The sequence below is a fragment of the Mesorhizobium sp. CA4 genome, assembly GCF_020165075.1.
Classification (GTDB): domain Bacteria; phylum Pseudomonadota; class Alphaproteobacteria; order Rhizobiales; family Rhizobiaceae; genus Mesorhizobium.
Window position 1 is genome coordinate 1 of record NZ_JAIUHK010000054.1, and the last position, 23213, is coordinate 23213.

At 56.8% G+C, this 23213-nt stretch carries 21 protein-coding genes; 10 read left to right on the forward strand and 11 right to left on the reverse strand.

The window, feature by feature from the left end:
* From LB528_RS28185 to LB528_RS28195, 3 genes are all read left to right on the forward strand, one after another.
* Positions 1 to 493 (forward strand): glycine betaine ABC transporter substrate-binding protein (locus LB528_RS28185; protein WP_318012367.1); only part of this gene is annotated, 493 nt, incomplete at its 5' end.
* 161 nt (positions 494 to 654) lie between these two features.
* Positions 655 to 1542: an ABC transporter permease gene (locus tag LB528_RS28190; RefSeq protein WP_224513718.1), complete on the forward strand. Its 888-nt coding sequence runs from the start codon at positions 655 to 657 to the stop codon at positions 1540 to 1542.
* Entirely contained in the window at positions 1535 to 2572 is a 1038-nt protein-coding gene (locus LB528_RS28195; protein ID WP_224717087.1) for a glycine betaine/L-proline ABC transporter ATP-binding protein, read from the forward strand. The genes LB528_RS28190 and LB528_RS28195 overlap by 8 nt, the downstream gene beginning before the upstream one ends.
* A 228-nt stretch (positions 2573 to 2800) precedes the next feature.
* Here the strand turns inward: LB528_RS28195 and LB528_RS30495 are convergent, their stop codons facing one another.
* On the reverse strand, positions 2801 to 3814 hold the full coding sequence (locus LB528_RS30495) for a GlxA family transcriptional regulator (protein ID WP_224513717.1): 1014 nt from the start codon (positions 3812 to 3814) through the stop codon (positions 2801 to 2803).
* A 349-nt stretch (positions 3815 to 4163) separates the two neighbouring features.
* Between LB528_RS30495 and LB528_RS28205 the strand changes: the two genes are divergently transcribed.
* From LB528_RS28205 to LB528_RS28220, 4 genes are all read left to right on the forward strand, one after another.
* A complete protein-coding gene (locus LB528_RS28205) occupies positions 4164 to 5036 on the forward strand; it encodes a transporter substrate-binding domain-containing protein (RefSeq protein WP_224513714.1) in 873 nt (290 codons plus the stop codon).
* Between the two features lie 90 nt (positions 5037 to 5126).
* Positions 5127 to 5891 (forward strand): class II aldolase/adducin family protein, encoded by a 765-nt coding sequence (locus LB528_RS28210; protein WP_224513712.1) that lies wholly within the window; start codon positions 5127 to 5129, stop codon positions 5889 to 5891.
* 844 nt (positions 5892 to 6735) lie between these two features.
* Positions 6736 to 7428, forward strand: coding sequence for a hypothetical protein (locus LB528_RS28215; RefSeq protein ID WP_224513710.1), 693 nt, complete (start codon positions 6736 to 6738; stop codon positions 7426 to 7428).
* 362 nt (positions 7429 to 7790) lie between these two features.
* Positions 7791 to 8900, forward strand: coding sequence for a porin (locus LB528_RS28220; protein WP_224513708.1), 1110 nt, complete (start codon positions 7791 to 7793; stop codon positions 8898 to 8900).
* A gap of 379 nt (positions 8901 to 9279) precedes the next feature.
* Here the strand turns inward: LB528_RS28220 and LB528_RS28225 are convergent, their stop codons facing one another.
* The 5 genes from LB528_RS28225 to LB528_RS28245 form a co-directional block, all read right to left on the reverse strand.
* Positions 9280 to 10023: an amino acid ABC transporter ATP-binding protein gene (locus LB528_RS28225; RefSeq protein WP_224513705.1), complete on the reverse strand. Its 744-nt coding sequence runs from the start codon at positions 10021 to 10023 to the stop codon at positions 9280 to 9282.
* Between the two features lie 34 nt (positions 10024 to 10057).
* A complete protein-coding gene (locus LB528_RS28230; protein ID WP_224513762.1) occupies positions 10058 to 10777 on the reverse strand; it encodes an amino acid ABC transporter permease in 720 nt (239 codons plus the stop codon).
* A gap of 5 nt (positions 10778 to 10782) precedes the next feature.
* On the reverse strand, positions 10783 to 11481 hold the full coding sequence (locus tag LB528_RS28235; protein ID WP_224513703.1) for an amino acid ABC transporter permease: 699 nt from the start codon (positions 11479 to 11481) through the stop codon (positions 10783 to 10785).
* Positions 11482 to 11726: 245 nt separating this feature from the next.
* Positions 11727 to 12803 carry a molybdopterin-dependent oxidoreductase gene (locus LB528_RS28240; protein WP_224513701.1) on the reverse strand — a complete coding sequence of 359 codons (1077 nt, stop codon included), beginning with the start codon at positions 12801 to 12803 and terminating at the stop codon, positions 11727 to 11729.
* A gap of 102 nt (positions 12804 to 12905) precedes the next feature.
* A complete protein-coding gene (locus LB528_RS28245) occupies positions 12906 to 13841 on the reverse strand; it encodes an NAD(P)-dependent oxidoreductase (protein WP_224513699.1) in 936 nt (311 codons plus the stop codon).
* A 574-nt stretch (positions 13842 to 14415) separates the two neighbouring features.
* Between LB528_RS28245 and LB528_RS28250 the strand changes: the two genes are divergently transcribed.
* Positions 14416 to 16173 carry an ABC transporter substrate-binding protein gene (locus LB528_RS28250; protein WP_224513698.1) on the forward strand — a complete coding sequence of 586 codons (1758 nt, stop codon included), beginning with the start codon at positions 14416 to 14418 and terminating at the stop codon, positions 16171 to 16173.
* A gap of 51 nt (positions 16174 to 16224) precedes the next feature.
* Here the strand turns inward: LB528_RS28250 and LB528_RS28255 are convergent, their stop codons facing one another.
* The 5 genes from LB528_RS28255 to LB528_RS28275 all read right to left on the reverse strand — a co-directional run bounded on the left by LB528_RS28255 (position 16225) and on the right by LB528_RS28275 (position 20274).
* Positions 16225 to 16749, reverse strand: a complete 525-nt coding sequence (locus tag LB528_RS28255) for a cupin domain-containing protein (RefSeq protein WP_150828379.1) — start codon at positions 16747 to 16749, stop codon at positions 16225 to 16227.
* A gap of 100 nt (positions 16750 to 16849) precedes the next feature.
* Positions 16850 to 17944 (reverse strand): 3,4-dihydroxy-2-butanone-4-phosphate synthase, encoded by a 1095-nt coding sequence (gene ribB, locus LB528_RS28260; RefSeq protein ID WP_224513697.1) that lies wholly within the window; start codon positions 17942 to 17944, stop codon positions 16850 to 16852.
* A 156-nt stretch (positions 17945 to 18100) separates the two neighbouring features.
* Positions 18101 to 18439, reverse strand: a complete 339-nt coding sequence (locus tag LB528_RS28265) for a carboxymuconolactone decarboxylase family protein (protein ID WP_224513760.1) — start codon at positions 18437 to 18439, stop codon at positions 18101 to 18103.
* A gap of 87 nt (positions 18440 to 18526) precedes the next feature.
* On the reverse strand, positions 18527 to 19099 hold the full coding sequence (locus LB528_RS28270; protein ID WP_224513696.1) for a cysteine dioxygenase: 573 nt from the start codon (positions 19097 to 19099) through the stop codon (positions 18527 to 18529).
* Positions 19096 to 20274, reverse strand: coding sequence for a CaiB/BaiF CoA transferase family protein (locus LB528_RS28275; protein ID WP_150828376.1), 1179 nt, complete (start codon positions 20272 to 20274; stop codon positions 19096 to 19098). The genes LB528_RS28270 and LB528_RS28275 overlap by 4 nt, the downstream gene beginning before the upstream one ends.
* Before the next feature lie 135 nt (positions 20275 to 20409).
* Between LB528_RS28275 and LB528_RS28280 the strand changes: the two genes are divergently transcribed.
* Together LB528_RS28280 and LB528_RS28285 are read left to right on the forward strand one after the other, a co-directional pair.
* Positions 20410 to 21168, forward strand: coding sequence for an enoyl-CoA hydratase/isomerase family protein (locus LB528_RS28280; protein WP_224513695.1), 759 nt, complete (start codon positions 20410 to 20412; stop codon positions 21166 to 21168).
* A gap of 99 nt (positions 21169 to 21267) precedes the next feature.
* Positions 21268 to 22008, forward strand: coding sequence for an IclR family transcriptional regulator (locus LB528_RS28285; RefSeq protein ID WP_224513694.1), 741 nt, complete (start codon positions 21268 to 21270; stop codon positions 22006 to 22008).
* The last annotated feature ends 1205 nt before the right edge of the window (positions 22009 to 23213 follow it).

Consider the following 23213-nt stretch of genomic DNA (forward strand, 5'->3'; position numbering starts at 1 on the left):
GTTCAAGGCTCTCCAGGCGGACAAGAAGGGTTTCGTACTGGTCCCCACCGGATCGGGCGCGGCCCTGGATGGCGTCATCACAAAGGCGTATGAGCAGAAGCAGGGTTTTATCACCGGATACTGGGCGCCGACATCGCTGCTGGTGAAGTATCCCATGTTGATGCTGCAGGGTCCTCATGACGAAGCAGAATGGACCCGTTGCACTTCCAAGCCGGATTGCCCCGATCCAAAGGTGAATTACTGGGTGCCTGCGGAAGAGGTGACGGTCGCAAGTGCGGCATTTATGAAGCGCGACGACGTCGCCGAAGCAAAAGAGTATTTCGCCAAACGCAGTTGGACCCGGGCTGAAGTCGGGAAGATCATGCTCTGGATGACCGACAATCAGGCAAATGGCGAGGATGGCGCCAAGTGGTTCATCAAGAACATGCCTGAAGTCTGGACGAAGTGGGTATCTGCAGATGTCGCAGAAAAAGTAAAAGCTGCCGCGAACTGAAATCGCTGATTGTCGCGGAGCCATCTGGCGCCGCGGCGGTCGCATCCTGCGCACCCGCCTATCGGCTGCGGATACGATCACACTTCACGACACGGCGTCCTGTCCAGGTCGCCGTGTGTGCGCTGCGTTAACGCCGCTTGAGATTGTACTGGAATTGCTGAATGGACTGGCTTTTTAGATTTCCGCAACTCGATCCCGAGGTGTTGCTGGCGATAAAGCGCTACGTGGACGGGTCCTTGAGAGCATTCACGCGTGCTTATGGAGCGGCTATCGAAAGCAGCTTCTTTCCTTTACAGCGCATTCTTACCTTCTTCGAGAACGTCGCTACCGGAGCGCCTTGGCCCATCGTCATCATCGTACTCGCAACCATAGCATGGCTCTGCGCGCGAAGCCGCGCGGTGGTTCTGTCGGTCATCGGCGTCCTGATCGCCATCGGCCTGTTCGGACTTTGGCAGGAGGCGATGAAGACGATCTCCCTCGTATTTGCGGCCACGATATTCGCCATCGCGATCGGTATTCCACTCGGGATCATCCTGAACCGCTTCCGTCGTGTCGGCGCGGTCATGCAGGCGATCCTTGACATTATGCAGACCATGCCTCCATTCGTTTATCTTATCCCGGTGGTCATGCTGCTCGGCATCGGCAGGGTACCCGGCTTTATAGCGGTGGTGATATACGCGATACCTCCTATCATCAGGCTCACCGACCTCGGCATCCGTCTCGTCGACAAGGAAGTGTTGGAAGCGGCCGATGCGTATGGATGCTCTCGGCAGCAGAAGCTTTGGAAGGTGCAACTGCCACTGGCGCTTCCGACTATCATGGCTGGGATCAACCAGACCATCATGATGGCTCTCAGCATGGTTGTAATCGCCTCGATGATCGGCGTTCAGGGTCTGGGCCTCAACGTCCTTCAGGCGATCGCAAATCAGTACTTCACCCAGGGAATCTTCAATGGGTTCGCCATCGTGGGCATAGCGATCATCTTCGACCGGATAAGCCAGGCCTATGGCCGGCGCATGCAGAAACATCGGGGTTCCGCTGATGAATAGCAGCGGCGCAAAGATCGAGATCCGTGATCTCTACAAGATATTCGGCCCGACACCCGATCGGTATGTCGAAGCCGTCCGAAACGGGATGTCGAAGTCAGAGCTGGCTGCCAAGCACAATCGCATTCTCGGCCTCAACGACATCAACATCGAGATGCCCGCCGGCAAGATACAGGTTGTGATGGGTCTGTCTGGCTCGGGAAAGTCGACGCTGATCCGACACATCAATCGTCTGATCGAGCCGACCTCGGGCTCCATCATTGTCGACGGTCAGAACGTCCTGGATATGAAGGAACTCGAATTAAGGGAGTTCCGCCGCAACAAGACCGCCATGGTGTTCCAACGGTTCGGGTTGCTGCCGCACCGTACCGTGATGGACAACGTCATCTTCGGGTTGGAAATCCGAAGCGTCGAGAGGTCGAAAGCCCGCGACGTGGCGATGCGTTGGATCGATCGCGTCGGCCGCAGGGGTTTCGAGCAACGATACCCGCATGAACTGTCCGGAGGCATGCAGCAGCGGGTGGGCTTGGCGCGGGCTTTGAGCAACGACGCCTCGATCCTTCTCATGGACGAGGCATACTCCGCGCTGGACCCTCTCATCCGTACCGACATGCAGACTATGCTGCTGGAGCTCCAAACTGAACTAAAGAAGACAATAGTCTTCATCACCCACGACCTCGACGAGGCGCTGAGGCTGGGCGACCGCATTGTAATCCTCCGCGATGGATCGATCGTTCAGCAGGGAGACAGCCAAGATATCCTTCTCCGGCCTGCGGACAATTATATCCGGCGGTTCGTGAAGGACGTGAACCGCGCCCGGTTCCTTAAGGTCGAAGCCGTCATGAGTCCGCTGTCCTCGTCAGAGCCGAAGTCGCTCGTCCGTATCACGCTTGGCACGACGTTGGAGGCAGCGGCGAAGAACTTGGCCAACTCTGATCGGGATACCTTTCTTGTGGCCGGATACGATGGCAGGCCGCTGGGTGAAATCTCGCTCCGACAGATCACGGCGGCGCTCTCCGCATCGGACGAATAGGAGGTAACGTGGCGAGCGGCGCAAAACCAGGCTGCCGGGTGTGGCCAATCCCTCGAAGCCCTCGTTCGAACAGTCGCCTCGCAAGGCACGTTTAATGGCGGAAGCATTCGACGCCGAGATTGCATCCGCACAACAAATATGACGTTGGCCACTCTTGCAGCCCAGATCGCGCGATCACCCGGAGTGGCCTTTATGACGGCATCCGCATACTGATTGGGAAACGGACCGTTATATCAAAGCTCTGACTTTGGAATCGGCGCCGTGGGACTCGGATAAGAGCCGACGGTTTTCGTTCGCGTTGGACCTTCGGAGCGCCTGAGGAGTAACGCCGTTCACCTCGCGAAAACATTTTGAAAAGTGGGAAGCCGAGACGAAACCGCACCCGACGGCGATCTCGATGATCGGCATGTCCGACTGCACAAGGAGCAGCTTCGCACGCTCTAACCGCAGAAGCAGGTAGTACCTGCTTGGTGAGCAGCCGATTTCTTTTTGGAAGAGGCGCTCCATCTGGCGGCGTGAACGACCGACGAATTTTGCTAGGCTACTCATCGGGACGGGGTCGCCGGCTGTCCGCTCCATCTCCTGTATCAGCTTTACGACTGTTGGGTTCGACAGTCGGCCACCTTTCACAAAAGGAATCCGTTGCGCTTCTTGCGGGCCTCGGCCACGTTCGATTAGTGCTTGTTCGCAAATCTGAGAGACAACCCCCGGTCCGAACTTTTGCCCGACGAGATGCAGCATCATGTCCAGCGACGCCGAACTTCCCGAACAGGTCCAGATACCATCGTCGATCGTGTAGATCGAGGTTCGGACGTCCACATCCATGAAGCGCTCACTGAAGCTTGGACGGAACTGCCAATGAACGGCACAAGACCTGTTGTCGAGAACGCCGGAGCTGGCAAGAATCTGCGTCCCGGTTCCTAGACCAGCCAATATCACCCGGTGATGCCGACATTCTCGAACCCAGGCTTCAAGGCCTCTCGTGCTGTGGTTATCGACATTGTCTCCGGCGCAAACGACGACCATGGAAGGGCGCGAGCCGTTCAAAAGCGCCCTTCGCTCGGACATAAGCGACATTTCGGCGAGGACAGGTGTACCGCAACTGGCGGTCACGGTTTCCTGCAGGTTCGAAGCCGTACGCCAGATATAGGCCTGATATCCGAGAATTCGATTGGCGCGATGAAGTATGCCCGCCGCTGACGCGAAAGCAAGCAAGTCGAACTCCTCGATGAGATAGAACACGATTGATATCGGTTCTGACTCGGTATGCGGTCTGATAATTGGCTCCTCCCGAAATTCAGCGCCAGTTCAAGATAGAAGTCTGCCTCTTAGAGGCTACGAGCGATCCATCTTGCCGGGTAGCTCGAAAAAACTGGGTCATATATAGAGCAGGTTGATAGCTGGGCAGGTCGATGCTTCGACTTCGGATAGGCACTCGGGGCGACCGCATCCATCGCTGGGCGACAAACTGCGCCTGAAGCTATTTTGTTGCCGGCTGTCTAGACCGGCTTCTAGGCACATCGTGTAGCCGCGATGTCCATAGTGAACTTCTTTCCGCTTTGCAGAAAAAAGCCGCAGATCAATTATCGGCTTGGCTGATGCAGTTTTCCAGATTGTGAACCTTGTTTTCAAAAAGTGGGGACAAAAAATGGCTTCCGGTCAAAAACACCTGCAAAAAATAGCAATAGCACTGATGGTTTGTGGCGCAACTATTTCCGGAGTCTTCGCTGGCGTCATGGAAGATGCCAAGCAACGCGGAAAACTTGTATGTGGAGTCCAAGGGGTCACTCCAGGGTTCGCCTTGCAAAATCCAACAACGGGCAAAATTGAAGGGTTAGAACCCGAGCTTTGTGAAAAGGTTGCTCACTCTCTTGGTGTGCCCGTAGAGTACAAACTGGTTGCGTCGGAAGCACGAATTGCGGATTTGCTCCAGGGCCGAGTGGATCTTCTCGCAGCAGCGATGACCTGGACAGCAGCTCGCGCCGAGCAGGTCGACTTCAGCGCGGTGTATTTCACTAACTACTTCAAGGTCATGGTCCGAAAAGATTCAGGCATCACTAATTTCGACGGCCTTCGCATCGCACGTTTTGCCAACAATAAAGGTTCGCTTCTTGAAAAGATAACCCGTGAGCGGTTCCCGGAGGCCACACTTATTTCATATGATGGCAACCAGGCTTACGTCGCGATAGAGCAGAAATTGGTTGATGCCCTTGCGTCCGGCGAATTGTTCTTGCGAACCTTCCTGGCGAACGCCGATAGCGCAAAATATGTCATCCTGGACGGCGATCTTGGTTATTCCAAAATCGGCTTCGCCGTTCGCAAGGGCGATCCAGCATGGGTCGATCATCTCAACAAGGTTCTCGTCGACCTGGAAAAATCTGGTGAAGGCCAGAAAATGTACGACAGAACGATAGGACCAATCATGAAGGAACGCGCGTTCAAATTTGGTGATCCAATTAATTAGAAAGCGGGTCGCTCGAAGTGTGGACGCAAGCGATGTGGAAAAAAGTTCACTCGAATCGCTGAGATGAATGATTCTAGGGAGGTTCTATAAATGGATCAACATACTATTGCGTCGCCACCCTCGGCGAGTCTCGACAAGGACTGGTGGCAACTTCGAAGCGATCTGGCAGCTGCACATCGAATTGCGTCGGCACAGGAGTTGAATGAAGGCATATTCAACCATCTCACTGCATACTCAAAATCCAAGCCGGATCGCTTTCTTTCTCTGCCTTTCGGACAGCATTGGAGCGAGGCTGCTGCCAGCGAGCTTCTGGAAGTAGGCTTTGATGGCAGCACGCTGAAAGGCGATGGAATCGTCGAGTCGACCTGTTATTGCATTCATGTACCAATCCACCGCGCTCGTCCTGAATGCGCTGCGGTTTTCCATACTCACATGCCCTTTGCGACCGCTTTGACACGGCTGAAGGACCCCTCCCTCAAAGCCATCGGACAAATCGAAATAGGCTTTTTGAACGACATAGCGTACGATGAAAGCTATAACGGGAAAGCGACAACGTTAGACGAGGGCGAGAGGATGGCTCGAGTTCTCGGTCAGAAAAATGTTCTGTTTCTTGCCAATCATGGAATTATTGTTCTCGGCAAAACCGTTGCCCATGCCTACGAGCGGCTATACTACCTGGAGCGCGCCTGCCAAACTCAGATCTATGCGATGTGGACCGGTGCCGAGTTGCTCCACGTCCGACGAGATATCCTGGAATTGGTCAACGTGCCATCCGGTCATGATGCTGGACAGATGCTTTTTGATGCGATGAAGCGCGTTTACCTGAACCCGATAAAGAAGCGCTTCGACGACTAAGTAGACCGGATAGGGAAGGCGGTAGGTGTTTCGTCATACAAGTTTTCTCACTATTGGCCTGTTAGAAGTGGGGGTCGAAAGTGATGCTGAATTAGCAATTCGCCGTCTCCGCGCGGATCCGAGGGGCAGTGCGCGGTAGTGACGATTCGAGATGGCGAAGTGCTCCGCCATGTCGACCTCAGGGGCGACTGCGGCAAGTTAGTACTCGAACAGGGGCCATCAGTTGGAGCGGAACTTTGCAGCATTTTATTCGCGATCAGGCCCCCAATCCCATCAGAGAAGCTCAGCAGGCAATGCTGCAGCAGATCTCTCTGCTCTCGGCTCCGCTAGTGAGACCATCGACGATGCGGTCTGTGATAATTCGGTCTGCGTCTTGTCGTGGCTCCGCGGTGCTGCCGAGACTGCATGCCCGGCGGCGTTAAAATTACATTTGATCTCGGCTCTGAGCGTCACTTTGGCTTTGACTTCAAGCGGATAGTCTCCGCCGGCCTACGCTCGGGGCATTGATAACTCCCGACAGGGCAGGGCATGTTGGATAACGTAGCCCGATCCCAAGCCACGGCATAGGTAACGATCTTAGAGTCCGTTTGAGAATTGGTTCAATGGCTGTTTGGCATCAAAAGACTGCCCACGGGTACCTGGATCATGGCTGGGCGACGTCGATGTTCGTGGTCGCGCACGCGTGGCGCCAGCATGCTAACCAGCCGAACGTTCTTCCCACTAATTGAAGCTGAGCAGCGGCTTGTAGCCGGGGTCGGTATCGATACGGGGCATTTACTTCCATGGCGAAATCGTAGCCCAAAATCAGAATTCAATCGCGCTCTTACGCGGCAGGGAGTCACACGTGACAAAATCATTTGATTTTGGAAATGAACCTCGCCAGGACGAGTTTTCATGCTTGGTTGCAAAGGAAGTCCAGCGCGTTCTGGCTCAACTCGCGGAAGTTATGAAGGGTGGGAGTTCAGTCGCATCGCACATAGGGCAAGGCAGAGCCGCCGATTTGGTTTCTGCAACGCATCAACAAACCGTTCATGACGATCTGACTGCCCTGGCCTTTGAATTTGTTCGCAGGCTCGCGGCCGACGCAGAGCGACGTTTCGATGCGACTCCTCCCGAGACGGCTCCGCGCACGCCGCAGACTGAGGGCGCACGTGGGTGCGCAGTCGTAAAAGCGCGAGATCAGCCAAGCGATAGCCAGCGCATTGAAGACTGGGCGGGTGCGGTTGCGGGGCCAACATACCTGGAAGACCACTTCGGCATACCGCGTTCGACATTGCATTGGTGGCAACGGCACAATGATGTAGTTGCGTTGCGGAAGGGCGCGCGCAAGCATGTGTTTCCCTTAGCCCAGTTCATCGACGGCAGGCCTGCGCCGGGGATACGACAAGTGCTCTCCTTGATCGCCAATCCCAGACCGGCGTGGATTTGGCTGACGTCCCCTTCATCTCGGCTTGATGGCCGAATTCCCATAGAGATGCTCCGGCAAGATTTGGCTGCAGAAGTTATCCGGGCTGCACGAGACTTTTCCTCGACATGAAGTGCCGCTGACGAGAATCCCGTTGTGAGCCTGTGAAGGCTCTTGAGGACCGCACGCGCGACGACGCAATACGCAGTGTATTTGGCACCAGGTGAGAGCTGTACAGATTGTATAGTATGTGCAGTATGGGCCAATTGCCCGGTATATCCACGATTTTCGTGGCATAAAGGCCACGGTTGTTTAAGATACAGTGGATTACATCGCATTTATATTGCATTTAGAGACGTCATGGATAGCAATCAAACTGCGAAAAGGTAGCGCGTCGAGCACCTTTTCGATCGTGGGGAACGGGGAGGGGCGCTGTCTTTTAACAAAGAAGATGCCCTGACCCCTTTTTTGATCTTTGTGACTGGAGATAAAAAATGAGCATCAAGAGCCTTCTTCTCGGCTCCGCAGCCGCTTTGGCCGCGGTCACGGGCGCACGCGCGGCCGATGCCGTCACCGTTGACGAGCCGGAACCAGCTGAGTACATCAAGATCTGCGACGTTTACGGCGCAGGCTACTTCTACATCCCTGGCACCGAAACCTGCCTGCGCATCGGTGGCTACATCCGCTGGGATGCTTCGGCCGGCGAGGTAGGCTCGTTCGACGGCCGTCGTGCGGTCGACCATGAGGACGACGGCACCAATGATACTTGGCATAAAAAGACCCGCTTCACCTTGAAGACGTGGACTGGTCAGGAAACCGAGCTCGGCACCTTGAAGACCTACACTGAAACCCGCTTCAATTATTCCGACGGCAGTAACAGCAGTTCACTGAATTTTGCCTGGATCCAACTCGGCGGTCTCCGCGTCGGTAAGGACGAATCGGCCTTCGACACGTTCATCGGCTACGCCGGCAACGTGATCAACGATACGCTGGTTCCCTACGGCGATTTCGACACCAACGTCGTCCAGTACTACTTCGACGCTGGCGCTGGCTTTTCCGCCGTGATCTCGCTCGAGGAAGGCTCGGGGGTCAAAGGCACGATCGACAGCTATGTTCCGCATGTCGTCGGCGGCGTTAAGTACACGAAGGGCTGGGGCGCCATCACTGGCGTCGTCTCCTATGACAGCAACTACGAGGAAGTGGCCGGCAAGGTTCGCCTGGACGTGAATGCCACCGAGGCGCTGTCGCTGTTCATCATGGCTGGCTACGGCACTGACGACAACCTGTCCGACCCGACCTGGGCAATCCCGGCTGGCGGCCGCGGCTTCTACAAACAGTGGGGCGGCAACTGGGCAGTCTGGGGCGGCGGCACCTACAAGTTCAACGAGAAGACTTCGTTCAACCTCCAGGTATCCTATGATGAGGCTAAGGAATTCGGTCTTGCGGCGAACGTCGCCTACAAGATTGTCCCGGGCCTCACGATCACGGCCGAAGTTGACTGGGCTCATAACGACCACGACAGCAACGGTTCCAATTGGACCGGCATCCCCGCTGGCAAGAGCAACGCTGTCGGCGGTATCCTACGCTTCCAGCGCTCGTTCTGACGGATCGAAGCATTGATCCATAAGACCAATCAGGTGCGCTAGAGTCGCCGCTCAGCCAGCATTGGCTGAGCGGAGACACCAAAAGAACTAGCTTTTTGTGGCTCGCGCGAAATACTTGATCCCGCTATCTCCCAAGGGTCGAAGCGTGTCGCCGAAGCGACGGGCGCCTTTACCAAAGCGTCCTTCGGACGCCCGCGCCTAGGCTTGTGATCAGCGGCGCGAACTGCTCCCACTCCTCGTCGGTCAAATCAGAACGGGCAGCGCTCGGTCTTCTTGGGCGACCTAGGCCACTCTCACGGCTCTGTCCACATCCAACGCTTGAATCATAACCCAGCCTCAAACGGAACGCCTAGCAAACCGATTTTCGAAAACAGCCTCTTTAGCGGCAGTGAGGCAGGATTTTCGAAAGAAAGTTCCGCACACGTGGATTTTCCGACCGAATGAAATCGCTCGCGGCTGCGGATTCCACCAGCGCGCCACCCTCGAGAAACCAGACACGGTCCGCCATTGATGTCGCCAACCCCATGTCATGTGTCACGCACATAATGGTCATGTCCTCTTCGGCCAACGAGCTGATGATCGACCTAACCTCGCCCGCCATTTGCGGATCCAGAGCACTGGTGGGCTCGTCGAACAAGAGTATGGTAGGTTTCATCGCCAAGGCCCGGGCGATTGCAACGCGCTGCTGTTCTCCGCCAGAAAGACCTGACGGACGGCGATGAGCTTTTTCCTTGAGGCCGACACGGGCCAGGAGTGCCAGGGCTTGGTCGGCAGCACTGTCCTTGGGCTGCCCCAGCAAGCGCCGAAGTCCAATCGCCACATTGTCGATCGCCGACAGGTGCGGGAAGAGATTGTATTGCTGGAAGACGAATCCAATTCCGCGCCGGAGCACATCCACATTGACCGTATGCTCCGCAACATCCTGTCCGTGCACAAGTACCCGTCCGCCTTGCAGTGTCTCCAGGCGATTGACCGTCCGGACGAGCGTCGACTTTCCCGATCCAGAGGGTCCGCACAGGATAATCACCTCATTCTTTCCAACCCGCTCGCTGAAACCAGCCAATGCTGTGAAGTCACCGAAGCGCTTCTGCACCTGGTCAAAAACAATCGCTGCGTCTGACACGAAGTTGTCCGTTCTAGTTGTGCGCGCTTAGAAATCACGCAAATCCAAAATTATCCGGTCCAGTCAGAGTCGCTCCCCGCTTATTCGCAATCCGATTCTCCAAATTCTTCACCAGATAAGAAAGAGAGAAGCAGATCATGAAATAAACGAGAGCTATAAGACAATAGATGCTCAACGATTTTGTCACCAGGAAGGAGTCGACTTGCGCCGCCTGGAAAGTCAACTCATTCAAGGCTATGACAGAGCCAAGAGAAGACTCTTTAATAATGATCGTGAACTGGTTTAGAATTCCGGGAAGGACGTCGTACAACGCCTGCGGCAACACAACTTTCCGGGTAACGATGAACCACGACATTCCGAGGCTACGTGCAGCCTCTGTCTGGCCGGGCGGCAATCCCTCTATACCGGCACGGATGACCTCCGACAGATAGGCGGACTGGTAGATAACGATTGCTGCCAACAGAGTCCAAAAGGGCGTTATCGAAAAAGGCAGTAAAAGCGGCAACAGGAAATACAACCACAGAAGGAACGTCAAAATCGGCAGGCCGCGGACGACATAGACATAGCCGGTAGACAGCCAGTGCAACATGGGTAATCCGGAGGTGCGCGCCAACGCGATGCACACCGCGAACGGGAAGGTGATGGCAAGACTCATCACCGCAATGACAATCGTGAGGGCAAGTCCTCCTATTGGACCGTCGGGGAATTGACCCCAAAGCAGAAAGCTCCAGTGATCTTGAACGATCGTGAGCATCAAGCCTATTTCCTGTACAAAGCGGCATGGCGGGACGCCGCGGCAGCCAGGATCATGAACGGAATGGTGACGGAGAAGTAGATCGCGCTAACGACGATAAAGACTTCGTAGATGCGGAATGTCTCGTTCTCGATCAGCCGCATCTGATAGGTGAGTTCTCCTACTCCGATTACCGCCGCGATGCTTGTGCTCTTGAATAGGTCGAGCGTATCGTTGATCAGTGACGGCAAGGACAGGCGAAATGCCTGAGGCAAGATCACCCAACGCATAGACTGAAACCGACTGAAGCCTATGGATCGTGAAGCTTCGAACTGGGTCCGAGGGATCGCGCGCAGCCCACTGCGAATGTCTTCAGCAATATAGGCCCCGCAGCAGAGCGAGAGCGCGATGACTGCATATGCCACTTCAGGCCTCCACGAATTAATGACGCTGGTGACAGATGTTGGCAGCGTGCGTGGGATTGCGAAATACCAAAGCATCAGCTGCACCAGCAGGGGAACGTTACGATGATATGCGACGAAGACCGCGACCAGCCACCGAAGCACCTTAGTGCGGCTGAGGCTCAAAACCGCCAAGATTGTCCCGACCGACATGGATACCACCCAACTCAACCCAAAGAGGACAAAGGTGTATTGAACGCCGATGACGAATAGCTTGCCATAGTCACCGCTGACCACCGCCGAAAAGTCGAATTGACTGCCCATATATTGCTTCGCCTGTCGGGGGGTCTATCGTTTATGCCGACTGTGTCTTATCTGACGAAATGGCGCCTTAAGTCCAAGTCTCAGGCCTTCTCGTCATGGGCGCCCCTGGCCTGATTTATTAAATCTAACAAAGATGGATCGAAAATCTCGTGTGGATCCGCCAGGAAATGTGCCAGATCCCGATCCGGGAACTCGGATAAACTACGTTCGCGGCGCCATCCCCATTTTTCGGTGCTGGTCTGTAATCATGCCACTACATCGACGCTGACAGATACGATCCGGTTGTTGCCATAGCCGAACTTGTTGTCGGCACTCGTCCATTCCTGGGTGCGCGCCGCTTCGTCGGTTGCCCGGGCGGCGATCTGATGCAAGCCGGTCGGGCCGTTAAATTCCACGGTCCCTGTCCATCGGGTCCAACCCCACCGCTCCTTTCCGACGTCGAGCTGACACGGTGTCCAATTGCGACCGCGGTCGATTGAAACTTCGACCTTCGCAATTCTCGACTCGCCCGCCCAGGCCAGGCCCTCGATTCCGACCTTGCCCTTTTCGACCACTTGGCGGTCGGAGGGGGACACGATCACCGAACGCGGCAGCTGATCCGTGACGACCGCGACCTGTTCACCTTCCAACGTCTGGAACGTATAGCGACGATGCTGCCAGAAACCGTCGAACTTTGCCTCGGCGGAAGGCTCAATGACAGCCGGCCATTTCACCCACCAGACGCCATACCATCCCGGCACGACCATCCGCGCGGGTCCGCCATGCAGAAATGGCAGCGGCTCGTCGTTCATGTTGATCGCGAGCAGTGTGTCGCCGTCGAGCACCTTATCGCGCGGCAAACCTTTGGCGAAGTCAGAATGCTCGTTCTCCGGCATCGTTAAACCCTGGTCGCCGCCACGAACGATCAGCGTCACGAAATCCAGCGGCATGCCAGCAAACTCCAGAACGTCCTTCAGTCTGGGTCCGCTCCATTTGGCCTTCCCTACCATACCGTGGCCAAACTGGGTGCCCGGGCGGGGATCCGGCAGGTAGCCGCGGCTCATACCGGCACATTCGACAATGGCAGTCACCGAGTGCAGGGGAAGGCTGCGCAGATCCTCAAGCGTCAGAACAGCCCTTTTTGTCGCGCCCTTAAGTTCCAGCTTCCAGGTCGATGCGTCGACCTCCGCCGGCGCATAGTGATGCACGATGAAGAAATCCTCATTGCTCGTGATACCGCCCGTCGGCGCCAAGCCTTCGGCCATCTGCGGTCTCTGTTTTGGATCGCGTGCGCGAACACGAAGCTTGCTTTGATGCTGCTGTGGATTGGTGCTGTGCATCATTGTCTTCCTCTGATTTCCCGAACCTTGCCGAACTCTGGCACGCTGTTAGGTCGTTCCTCCGCCAACCGGTCTGGGTTCGGCGCGCAAGTCTAGTTGTCTGCACTAGTAACCGCGGTTGATATCGATGAGATTTCGTATCTGCGCGCCATCGATCAGCGCATCAATGTTGTCGAGCACGATCCGGCGCATCCGACCGCTGTTGGCGGAGCTTTCCCACGAGACATGCGGCGTCAGCCTGACTTTCGGATGTGTGTAGAAAGGATGGCCGCTCGGCAGCGGCTCGGGCTCGGTCACATCGAGCGATGCACGATCGACCGTGCCGTCGTTTAGCGCCTTCAATAGCGCGCGCTCCTCGATAAGCCCGCCGCGCGCCACGTTGATCAGATGCATACCGCGACGTGCCGACGCCAGTACGCGGCCATCAACGAGATACCGTGTCTCAGGCGTCAACGGGCATGCCAGCACAAGATGGTCAGAAATCTCGGCCAACTCGCCAATAGAATCGACGATCAAGACACCTTTGGGTCGCTGTTCCCAGGAAGTTCGCTTGAACGCGGCGATGCGCATACCGAAGGCTCTGGCGAGGTGAGCAATAGCCTGACCGACCGCCCCGTAGCCCGCAATGCCGATCATGCGGTCTTCCACTTGGCCCATGGGAATATGCCGCCATTCCTCACGTCTGGTAATCCGCGCTTCGATGAAGCGCTTTTCAAAACCAAGGACTGCTGACATTACATATTCAGCCAGCGGCACCGAATTACTCCCGCGGGCATTGGCAACGTTGGGAGCGTGCAATAGCCATTCGGGATATCGATCGATTCCCACAGTATCCATCTGCACCAGCCGCAGGCGGTCAAAGCCAGGAACGGGGTTGGCTGGCGCACCTTCCCAGCCTGACGGAGTCGTCAACAGTACGTCAATGTCGGACGGCCATTGCCAGCGTGGAGTGCCTGCTGGTGGCGTCACAACCTTCGGCTTGGACCAATGTGCCAAGAGTTCGCGCTCCATCTCCTGACCCTGGTGGTTGAGAATGGTCAACACGTGCTAGCTCCTTCGTCAGACTGCCGAGCAGGTCGCTCGTAGCGTATTCCGGGCAAGCCCCGTGTGAAGCCGCTCGAGTGTGAAACGACTAACGGGTAGAGCGTGCGACCAAAGAGAGCGAGTGGCAATTAACAGATTGGCCATTTTGATCACACGTCGCCCGGATTGGACAACGCGAACAGGTAGGGGCTGTCTGCCCTAGGAGCCCGATAGTCTGCACTGGAGCTGCTACAGCGCCACTGACGCCCGAGCCGACGGAACGAAAGAAGATGCGGGCGGTCGCGGTGATCATAGGCCGCGACATCCATCCTCCCCGATGTGTCGAAGCGCGAGTTCCGGACGGGGTAGGCTCACGTCAATTCCTGGATTGGCACCTGAATAGGAAACGATTTCTTTGACGAGTCGCCCTAACGGTGCAATATTTGGAATGCCGTATCAACATGCAGAACAGTGTCTCGATGGAAAGTCCTGCCGGCCGCATTGGGCTAAAAGAATGTTCCCGGAGGGAACATACGGTCTTCGGACAGGAACATTCTCTAACCATGCCAAACGCACGAGAGATGAGTATGCCATGAATGAGCTTGAGGTGTTACGCGTCGTCAAATTGATCGAAAGGGTTTATGGGGCCTTCGATCGCGCAATGCCCGATCGTGATGATCGGCCTTTCTGGAACACTGTCACGCATCTCGTGAGAAGCGAGTATGTGAAGAAGGCAGTGACTATTACTTCGTTGTGCAGCGTGACGGGCTTGCCCTACGCGACGTCTCGCCGGTTTATTCGGTCGCTAATCAGCCAAGGTCTCATCGTCCGGTCCGTCCGAGGCAAGTCGAAGAAGACACATTCTCTCCATCCCAGCGACGGGATGATGAAGGCGTTCGAGACTTACGCCCGCGAAATGAAGTCTGTCTTCGCCGAAGCCATCGGCGCGCGTTGCCCGGGGGAAAGCGAGGATGAGTATTACTTCGGCGAAGCGCGGGCTTCGCAATTCGTTCCGCCGAGCAAGCTTACAAGCGCGGCATCCAACCGCGGGGAACTGCAGTTTCTGGTAAACGATGACCCTTATTTCGCTGCACTGCGCAATGTCTGGACTGATTTCCGCAGCAATCTTGGGTCCACGAGTAGCTTCCACCTACATCAATGCGCGGAGATGAGGCGCGAGCTTATCGAGAACAGCAAGCGAGCGGTCTCGCGCTACGACATCGTTAGCGTCAACCTGTCCTGGTTGGGTGACCTCGCTGAAAGCAACGTGATCCAGCCAATCGCCGACCTGTTGGATCAGTCGGGTTATGCCTCGTCTGTGGCGGATGCGGACATTAAATCGCTCGGCCAGTGGAATGGCAAGAATTATGGCGTTCCGATCTACTGTAGCGTCAACACTTTTGCCGCGCGCTCGGACCTTTTCGAAGAGGCTGGGCTGAAATATCCAAAGACCTTCGACGAGGTGATCGCGGCCGGGCGCAAGCTTGCGGGACCGGGACGATACGGTATCGTTTGGGACGCCGGCCCTGGAACGCCAGTGGCGCAGAGTTTCATGGCGCTGATGGCCGCCGCGGGCGGCTCGCCTCTTTTGGCACGTGGACCGCGCACCGGCCTTTTGCGTAAGCGACTTCAAGAAGAAGAACTCGCAGACGTCATAGTGTCCGATGCCGGTCATCGCACGCTCGGCTACATGCATCGCTTGATCGAAATCTCGCCGCCGACGATCCTCAAATCCGCTTGGGACGATTCGCTCGATGTTTTCATGTCTGGCCAGGCCGCTATGGGCTATATATGGTCGATGCGCGCCACGCGACTCGAATACGACATTCGGTCCCTGATCAAGGCGCGCGTCAAATATCTGCTGCAGCCAGTTGCGTTCGGCGGAACACGGGCATCGCCGTTAAGCGGCTTCCTGTTGGCCATTCCGACGAACCTGCCGAAGGAACGCGCCCGACTTGCCATCGAAGCCGTAGGTTGGCTAATCTCCGCGAAATCCGACCAACAGCGAGAGCATGGCCTGCCGATGGCGCCGCGCTTTGCAACCGACTCGGAAATGAAGGCCAGCTCGAGGGTGTTGAGTTTCATCCATGACCTAGCCCATAAGGGTCTTCTGCACACCCAGCACCGGCCTGCCACACCGAGATTTCCGCAGATCGAAGCTATACTTGGAGAGGAGGTTCATGCCGCCCTCCGCAGGGAGAAAGACGATGTTAGCGCGTTGAACTCGGCCGCGCTGCGTATCTCCAGGCTTACAGAAAAGCCAAGAACTCTTCTCGATGTGCCAAACGGTCCCTTCCTTTCCGTTCGCGATCACGCAAGCGTTCGGCAAGGCGCAGGCTCGGCCCGGTAGGCAAAGTGCGCACAGGAGCAGTCCGCCCTACATAAGGCGCCGATACTCGTATCACGGATGCTTGTGAATCGGGTCCACCCAGTAAACCTCTTCGGGTTTCTCGACAGGATCGACATCGGTTATGTTGACAACGACGGCTTCGTTGTCGGAACGTACCAGCACGCACTCAAGCACTTGGTTTGGATCGGCGTTGATCTCCTGATGCGGTACGTAGGGCGGCACGAAGATGAAGTCGCCCGGCTCGGCTTCGGCAACAAACTCAAGCTTGTCGCCCCAGCGCATGCGCGCCTTCCCGCGCAGCACGAAAATAACGCTTTCCAGCGCACCGTGGTGGTGGACGCCGGTCTTGGCGTTGGGCTCGATGGCGACCGTGCCTGCCCAGATTTTTTGAGCGCCAACGCGGGCATGGTTGATTGCAGCCTGACGGAACATGCCTGGCGTCTGCGCGGTGTTCGAATCGAGCCGATCACCCTTGATCACGCGGACGCCGTCGTGCTTCCAGCGCGGTTCGCCGTGTCCGTGGTCAAGTCCATCGTGATGATCATGATCATGGTGGTGGTGATGGCTACCTGACATCCGAGTCTCCTATTTTTGTGACGGACCGAGACGCAGTGTTGACCGCCGGGTCAAACCGGAAATGCCGCCACATTCGTACGGCTGTCGATCGCGACGCGCATTACGTGATCTTTGTGCTGACGATTGCCATGCCAAACCCCTCCAGGCCGACATAGTGGCGCTCGCGCGAGGTGATGAGATTGATGGAACTGATACCCAGGTCCTTAAGTATCTGAGCTCCCAGCCCGATCTCCCGCCATTCGCTTTCTCGCTTTTGAGCTTGGTCATGGGCCTCGCCAGGCCTAAGGGCCGGCCTTTCGGTAATTCCGACCCCGACGGAGCCCTCGCGAAGATAGACTATGACACCCCGTTTTCGCTTTCCCATTTCACGCGTAATTTCATGGAGCCGCTCAACCGCTCCAAAAACATCATCAAGTACATTCTCCTGATGGAGGCGGACAGGCACGTTCTCGCCGTCGCGGATATCGCCGAAGACGACGGCCAAATGATGCATTCTGTCCCACCGAACCGCGTACGTGTGCGCCATTGCCTTGCCGCCCAGCGTGTGGATTTCTGACGATGCGATTCGTTCGACCAGCGTCTCCTTGCGCTGGCGATATGCTATCAGATCCGCGACCGATAACTGTCTTAGACCGTGTTTCTCTGCAAAACGCGCAACCTGCGGGCCACGGGTCACTGTCCCGTCGTCATTGACCAGTTCGCAAATGACGCCGATCGGGGGCAGGTTCGCAAGCTTGCACAGATCGACCGCCGCTTCGGTGTGACCCGAGCGCATGAGGACCCCACCCTCGCGAGCGACAAGTGGAAAGATATGACCAGGCCTTACAAAATCGGACGGGCCAACATTGCGATTGGCCAGATTCCGAGCAGTCAGCGTTCGATCTTCAGCAGAGATTCCGGTAGTCGTGCCGTGCTTAAAATCAACCGAGACGGTGAACGCAGTTGTGTGCGCTGAGTCGTTCTCCGCAACCATTGCCGTAAGATTGAGGCGTTTGGCTTCCTCGCGCGGCATCGGTGTACAGACGATGCCCGACGTGTGACGTACAATGAACGCCATCTTTTCAGGTGTGCAGTGAACAGCTGCGACGATTAAGTCACCCTCGTTTTCACGTCCGTCGTCGTCAGTTACGACAACGATCTCGCCCTTCTCGAAAGCACGAATCGCCTCTACCGTTTTTTTCTGATCGTATGGCATAAAACCTCGGCACGACTTATTGGTGAGTTCAGACCAAAACTCTGGCAAACCCTTGCGCAGCGTCTCTCCTCCGATACGCTGCGACTAGGTGGAGTTATCGCCGGCGCGTTGATGTTCGCCCAATCAGGTTGGCCAGCCTTCCCAGACCTCTTCCGGTCAAGCCGACAGCTGCTCGAATGCGTCGAGCGTTCTGGCCGAGTATACAAGGGCGGCGCCTGCATTGAGGGCGATCGCGACGCCCAAAGCCTCGGCCAGTTCCTCGCGTGTCGCGCCATGCTTGATAGCGGCCTCAACGTGGCTGGCGATACAACCGTCGCAACGCGTCGTGACTGCGACTGCAAGTGCGATCATCTCGCGTGTTTTGCCGTCCAGATGTGCGGACTTTTCGCCTGAAGTGGCCAGCGCCGCATAGCCTTTCATAACTTCGGGGACCAAGCTGCGCAGGTCCCCGACTCGCTTCACGACGGCACCGCGATATTCTTTCCAGTTGAGCATCAATTCAGTTCTTTCTGTTGCTGTTGATGAACGCGTCACTGCGCATGCCGCCGCCGCGCGAGGGCATTCGCAGAGATCCCCTCGGATTTACCTGCACCAGATGTTGGGTATCACCGGGGATGAGTAGCCGCTGACGAAATCCTTACGAGACCCGTCATTGCCAAAAGCGTGACGACTGATACGGCCAATGTTTCCGCCATAGACATGGATGGAGACCGAAGCGCGCTCCTTCATGCCGTTCCAGACCTTATGGATGTCTCCGATCGTCGGCGACACCATGTCGATCGCACCGCTTTCGAGGTATTCCAATCCCCCTTGCGTGTGAAGTCCGCCATCGCCTTCGATATAGCGCTGAGAGATTTCGCAGCCTCGCAGCACACCCAGCAGGCCCCAGACTGTATGGTCGTGAATGGGAGTTTCGTGGCCCGGACCCCAGACGAAACTGACGATTGAAAATCGCTCCAGCGGGTCACAATGAAGCAGGTACTGCGTATACTTCTCCGGGTCCGCGCGGGCAAAATCGTCGGGCAGCCAGCAATCGTTTTGCAGGAGGTCCATCATGAGCGGCTGCGCTGCTGAGAGCATACATTCTTCGCGCGCATTCCTGTCAGCCAGTTCGGTGAGCGAGCGGACGAAATCCTTGAAGGGTTGTATGCTCAAGAGGCCAACCTCTTGGGCTTCTTAGCCTTCTGCAGGGCCTCCATAATCTCGGAAGTGTGCTCCCCGAGCGCCGGTGGTCCGCGCCGAATACGTGGGGACAGGCCGTCCAGGCGAACTGGACAGCCAAACGTATTGGTCGTGTCGCCACCCGGCAAGGTGATCCGCTCGACCCAACCCATTGCGGCCACCTGGGGATCGGCGAGTGCCGTAGCGAAATCGTTTATCGGTGCGCATGGGACGCCAGAGGCGCGGAAGGCATCCAGCCAGCTTTCGACGGAACGTGCTATGAAGACGTCTCCGAGAAGGGCGCTCAACGCTGCCTGGTTGGCTGCGCGCAGGGAATTCGTGCCGAAGCGGGCGTCGGCGAGAAGCTCGGGCAGCCCGACGACTTCGCATACCGATACCCATAATTTGTCATTGCCTGCCGCCATAACGAAAGATCCGTCCATTGCGCGGAATGCCTGATATGGCGCGTTTCGCGGGTGCGCCGCTCCGAGCTTTCGCGGGGAGACACCCGTGCCGAAATACTCCGATGTCTGGAGAGCAGAGATGCCAAGACTTGATCCGAGGAGAGACACATCGATGTACCTTCCAAGGCCTTCCTGCTCAGCCTGGCGCAACGCGCTCGCGATAGAAAAAGCGGCGTAGAGCCCGGTCGCGAAATCGCTCACGGGAACACCGCATTTCACGGTGCCGCCGTCGGGTTCTCCGGTGACGCTCATGATGCCGCTGATGGCCTGGATAGTGACGTCGAAACCGCCTTCATTCGAACGTGGCCCGATCTGCCCGAAGCCGGAGATCGAAGCGTAGATGACCGAGGGATTGAGGTGACGGATGTCGTCAAATCCGAGCCCAAGGCGCGCCATGACACCGGGGCGGTTGTTTTCGACAACGACATTGGCTTTGCGGCATAGCTGCAGCGCAACCTCTCTTTGCTCCGGCGCTTTGAGGTTCAGAGCAATCGAGCGCTTGTTGCGGTTGAGAGAGGCGAAATTCTCGCTGAAGCCGCTCGTCAACGGAGGCCATTGGCGCATTCCATCGCCACCGTCGACATTCTCGACCTTCACGACATCTGCGCCGAAGTCGGCCAGCAGCATTCCGCAGAACGGACCGGCGGCCACCTGACAGAATTCGACGACCTTCACGCCTTCAAGGGGAAGCGCTCGCTCCGACATTATCAATTTCCATGTTCTAATATGTAGACCGGTGTTCTATTATGTGAGAATAATCGTTTGGCGCTTGATTGTCCAGCGGACAGCTTTAAGCGCTGCATTGTTTATCAATGAGCGGACATTGTAAGAGGATGATTGATGAGCGAAAGACAAGGAATCGTGGTAGTTCGTGACGAGTGCCGCGCGAGCGTCACCCTATCTCGTCCCGAAAAAGGAAACGCGTTGAGTGCGAGCTTGATAGAAGAACTCGATCGCGCGATCAGAACTGCGGTTCAAGGCAAGTCGCGACTCTTGGTTATCGACGGCGCCGGAAAGCATTTCTGCACGGGCTTCGATCTGTCGGATATTGAAAGCGAGTCCGATGCCACGCTTCTGCTTCGATTTGTTCGTATCGAGGCGGTGCTTCAGATGGTTCATTCCTTGCCCATCGCCAGCATCGCAATTGGACGGGGACGCTGTTATGGCGCCGGCGCAGACCTGTTTGCGGCTTGTGAAACGCGGGTTGCTCTGCGGGGTGCGCAGTTTGCGTTTCCGGGATCGGGTTTCGGTCTGGTTCTGGGGACTGCGCGGTTGGCATCTCTCGTGGGCCGGGACGCGGCGCGCCGCCTCGCTCTATCCGGAAAGCCTATCGGCGCTGAAGAGGCGCTTGGGATCGGATTGGTGACGGCGATACTGGAAACCGAAGAGCAGATCGGCCAGCTTATCGCCGATGAAGCAGCGAAAGTCGCTCGGGTCGACGAAAGGACGGCGGCGATGCTGCGTTCGCAGATCTCCGTTGCTGACGATGACCGCGCACTCGCTGCTCTGGTCCGTTCCGCTGCACGTCCTGGATTAAAGGAGCGGGTCCGTGGCTATGTAGAACGCGTCGCGAGCGAGCGGCGCGCGGCAACTGCGTAATTGTATTGCAGCGCTTTCGGCTGTATCTGGAGTGAGAGAGATCGTCACCGAGAGCTTCGGAAGCGACAGATGAAGCGCGGATCGGTGAGGGGCCGGTAGATGGACAAGACATTGTTGAAGGGTCTGCGCGCTTTGGAGGTGATCGTCACTTCCGGAGAGGATAGCGGTGTTACGGCATTGGCTCATGAGTTGAGCCTGCCGAAAAGCAACGTGCATCGCATCCTCAAAACCCTCGAGGCTGCCGGATACCTTCGCCGCGACCCGGCCTTTGGCCGGTATGCGCCTTCACTTAAACTCTGGGAGCTCGGCCGGCGTGTAATGGACAAGTTCGACATCAAGGCCGGAGCGGAAGCAATTTTGGGGGAACTCGCTGCAAAGACCCGCGAGACGGTTCACCTTTCGGTTCTGCAAGGGCGCGAGGTGCTCTACATCGACAAGATCGACAGTCCGGAGCCGGTTCGTGCTTATACCACGGTCGGGGGAAGGGCGCCTTGCTACGCGGTGGCAACTGGCAAAGCGCTCATCGCCTACCTGCCGGCCGCGGAGATTGAGGCCATTTGCGACGATCTCAAGGCATTCACGCCGAACACACATGCATCGCGCACCAGCCTGCTTGCAGAACTCGAAAAGGTCCGAGCTCAGGGTTACGCTATTAACCAGGGAGAATGGCGCGAGTCCGTCTGCGGAGTCGCGGCTCCAATCCGGATTCTAGGAAAAGTCGAGGCGGCAATAGGTGTCTCGGGGCCTGCGAGCCGGATGAAGTCGCGCACAATGAAAGCGTACGCACAGGAGGTCATGGGTGCGGCGCGCCGTATCTCCGAGCGTTTGGACGGGCTGTGAATTTCGGTTGAAGAGGTCAGCGTCAGCGGGGCCAGTCCAACTGTCAGCTGAGAATTCTCACCTGCTCAATTTCATCGAGTCGCAAGAAAGCTGACGCGAGACGAAATCGAAATTGTCCTGCCCCCCAATACAGTTCCCCTTCGTAGCGAGACGACGCCGACTATTCTAGCTTTGGCTGTGTCAGTTGTCAGGCGGTTTGAACGTCATGGGCTCCCTTGCGAGCGACGCACGGCGCCGTCGAACCCGTTGCCGGCAAAGCTTGCGGCAGACCTCCGCATGACCGATAGCAACCTTTCGCACTCACCTCTTCGCGACGGATCCGCGGTCACACGACTATGATCCATCTGCATCGAGCGACAATGTTGCAATTGTTCGTGCCCAGGTCGACGCCAAGAACCATGTGCTCATGCTTCGCGCCTTGTCCTCAGCGGTAGCTCAGAGCCAAGCCACAGGGCGCCCAAAAAGCGGCATGACTACCAAGGTCCTCGCACTCACCCGAGGCACTCGGCAATCTTGTGCAATTCGAACTGTTGCGTGGCCGTTGCTCCAACACCCTCGGGGGTGAAGCCGCTGCTTCAAGGCGTCGAATTTGGCGGACTGATTGCCGGCAACGGGTAACATCCGGGGAGGATGGGCTGAGTTTGGCCTATCCCACCTCGGTCAGTTGCGTGGCTGTAAACTCGGCGATTGTTCGAGATATTTCTCACGCCGCGGAGCGCCTCATCCAACGCCTCTTCCCAGCCGTTCGTGATCTTTCGCCCGAATGTCTTAATCGTGTTCTCCTGTGCCGAACTTCTAAGGAATCTCAATGTGGCAGGATCATTCAACGAACGCTCCAGCGCAGAAAGCTCAAGAAGGATCTGCTGAATATTAATGTGATCAGCCAAAGTGAGTCTCCATGAATGCTGACTGGGCGCATCATAGCGCGAATTGTGTTTTCGTCATGCATCCCGGTCATTTACGCCGGGCGGACGACAGCCTTACGGTAGCTTCGTAAATAGGCGCAGAAATCAACCATGACGCCGGCTGATCGTCCGAATTTCTCCAGGCATAGCTGCTCCCCCTGGATTGAAATTGTCCCCTGGAACGAGATCAACGGAAAGCTCTTGATGGTCAACGCCAGGTAGCCGCTAATCAGCACGCCGCCGTCCCAGCTCGGACGTCAACGGTCAACCCGGCTTCATTCGACCCGGTCGGCGCCGCGG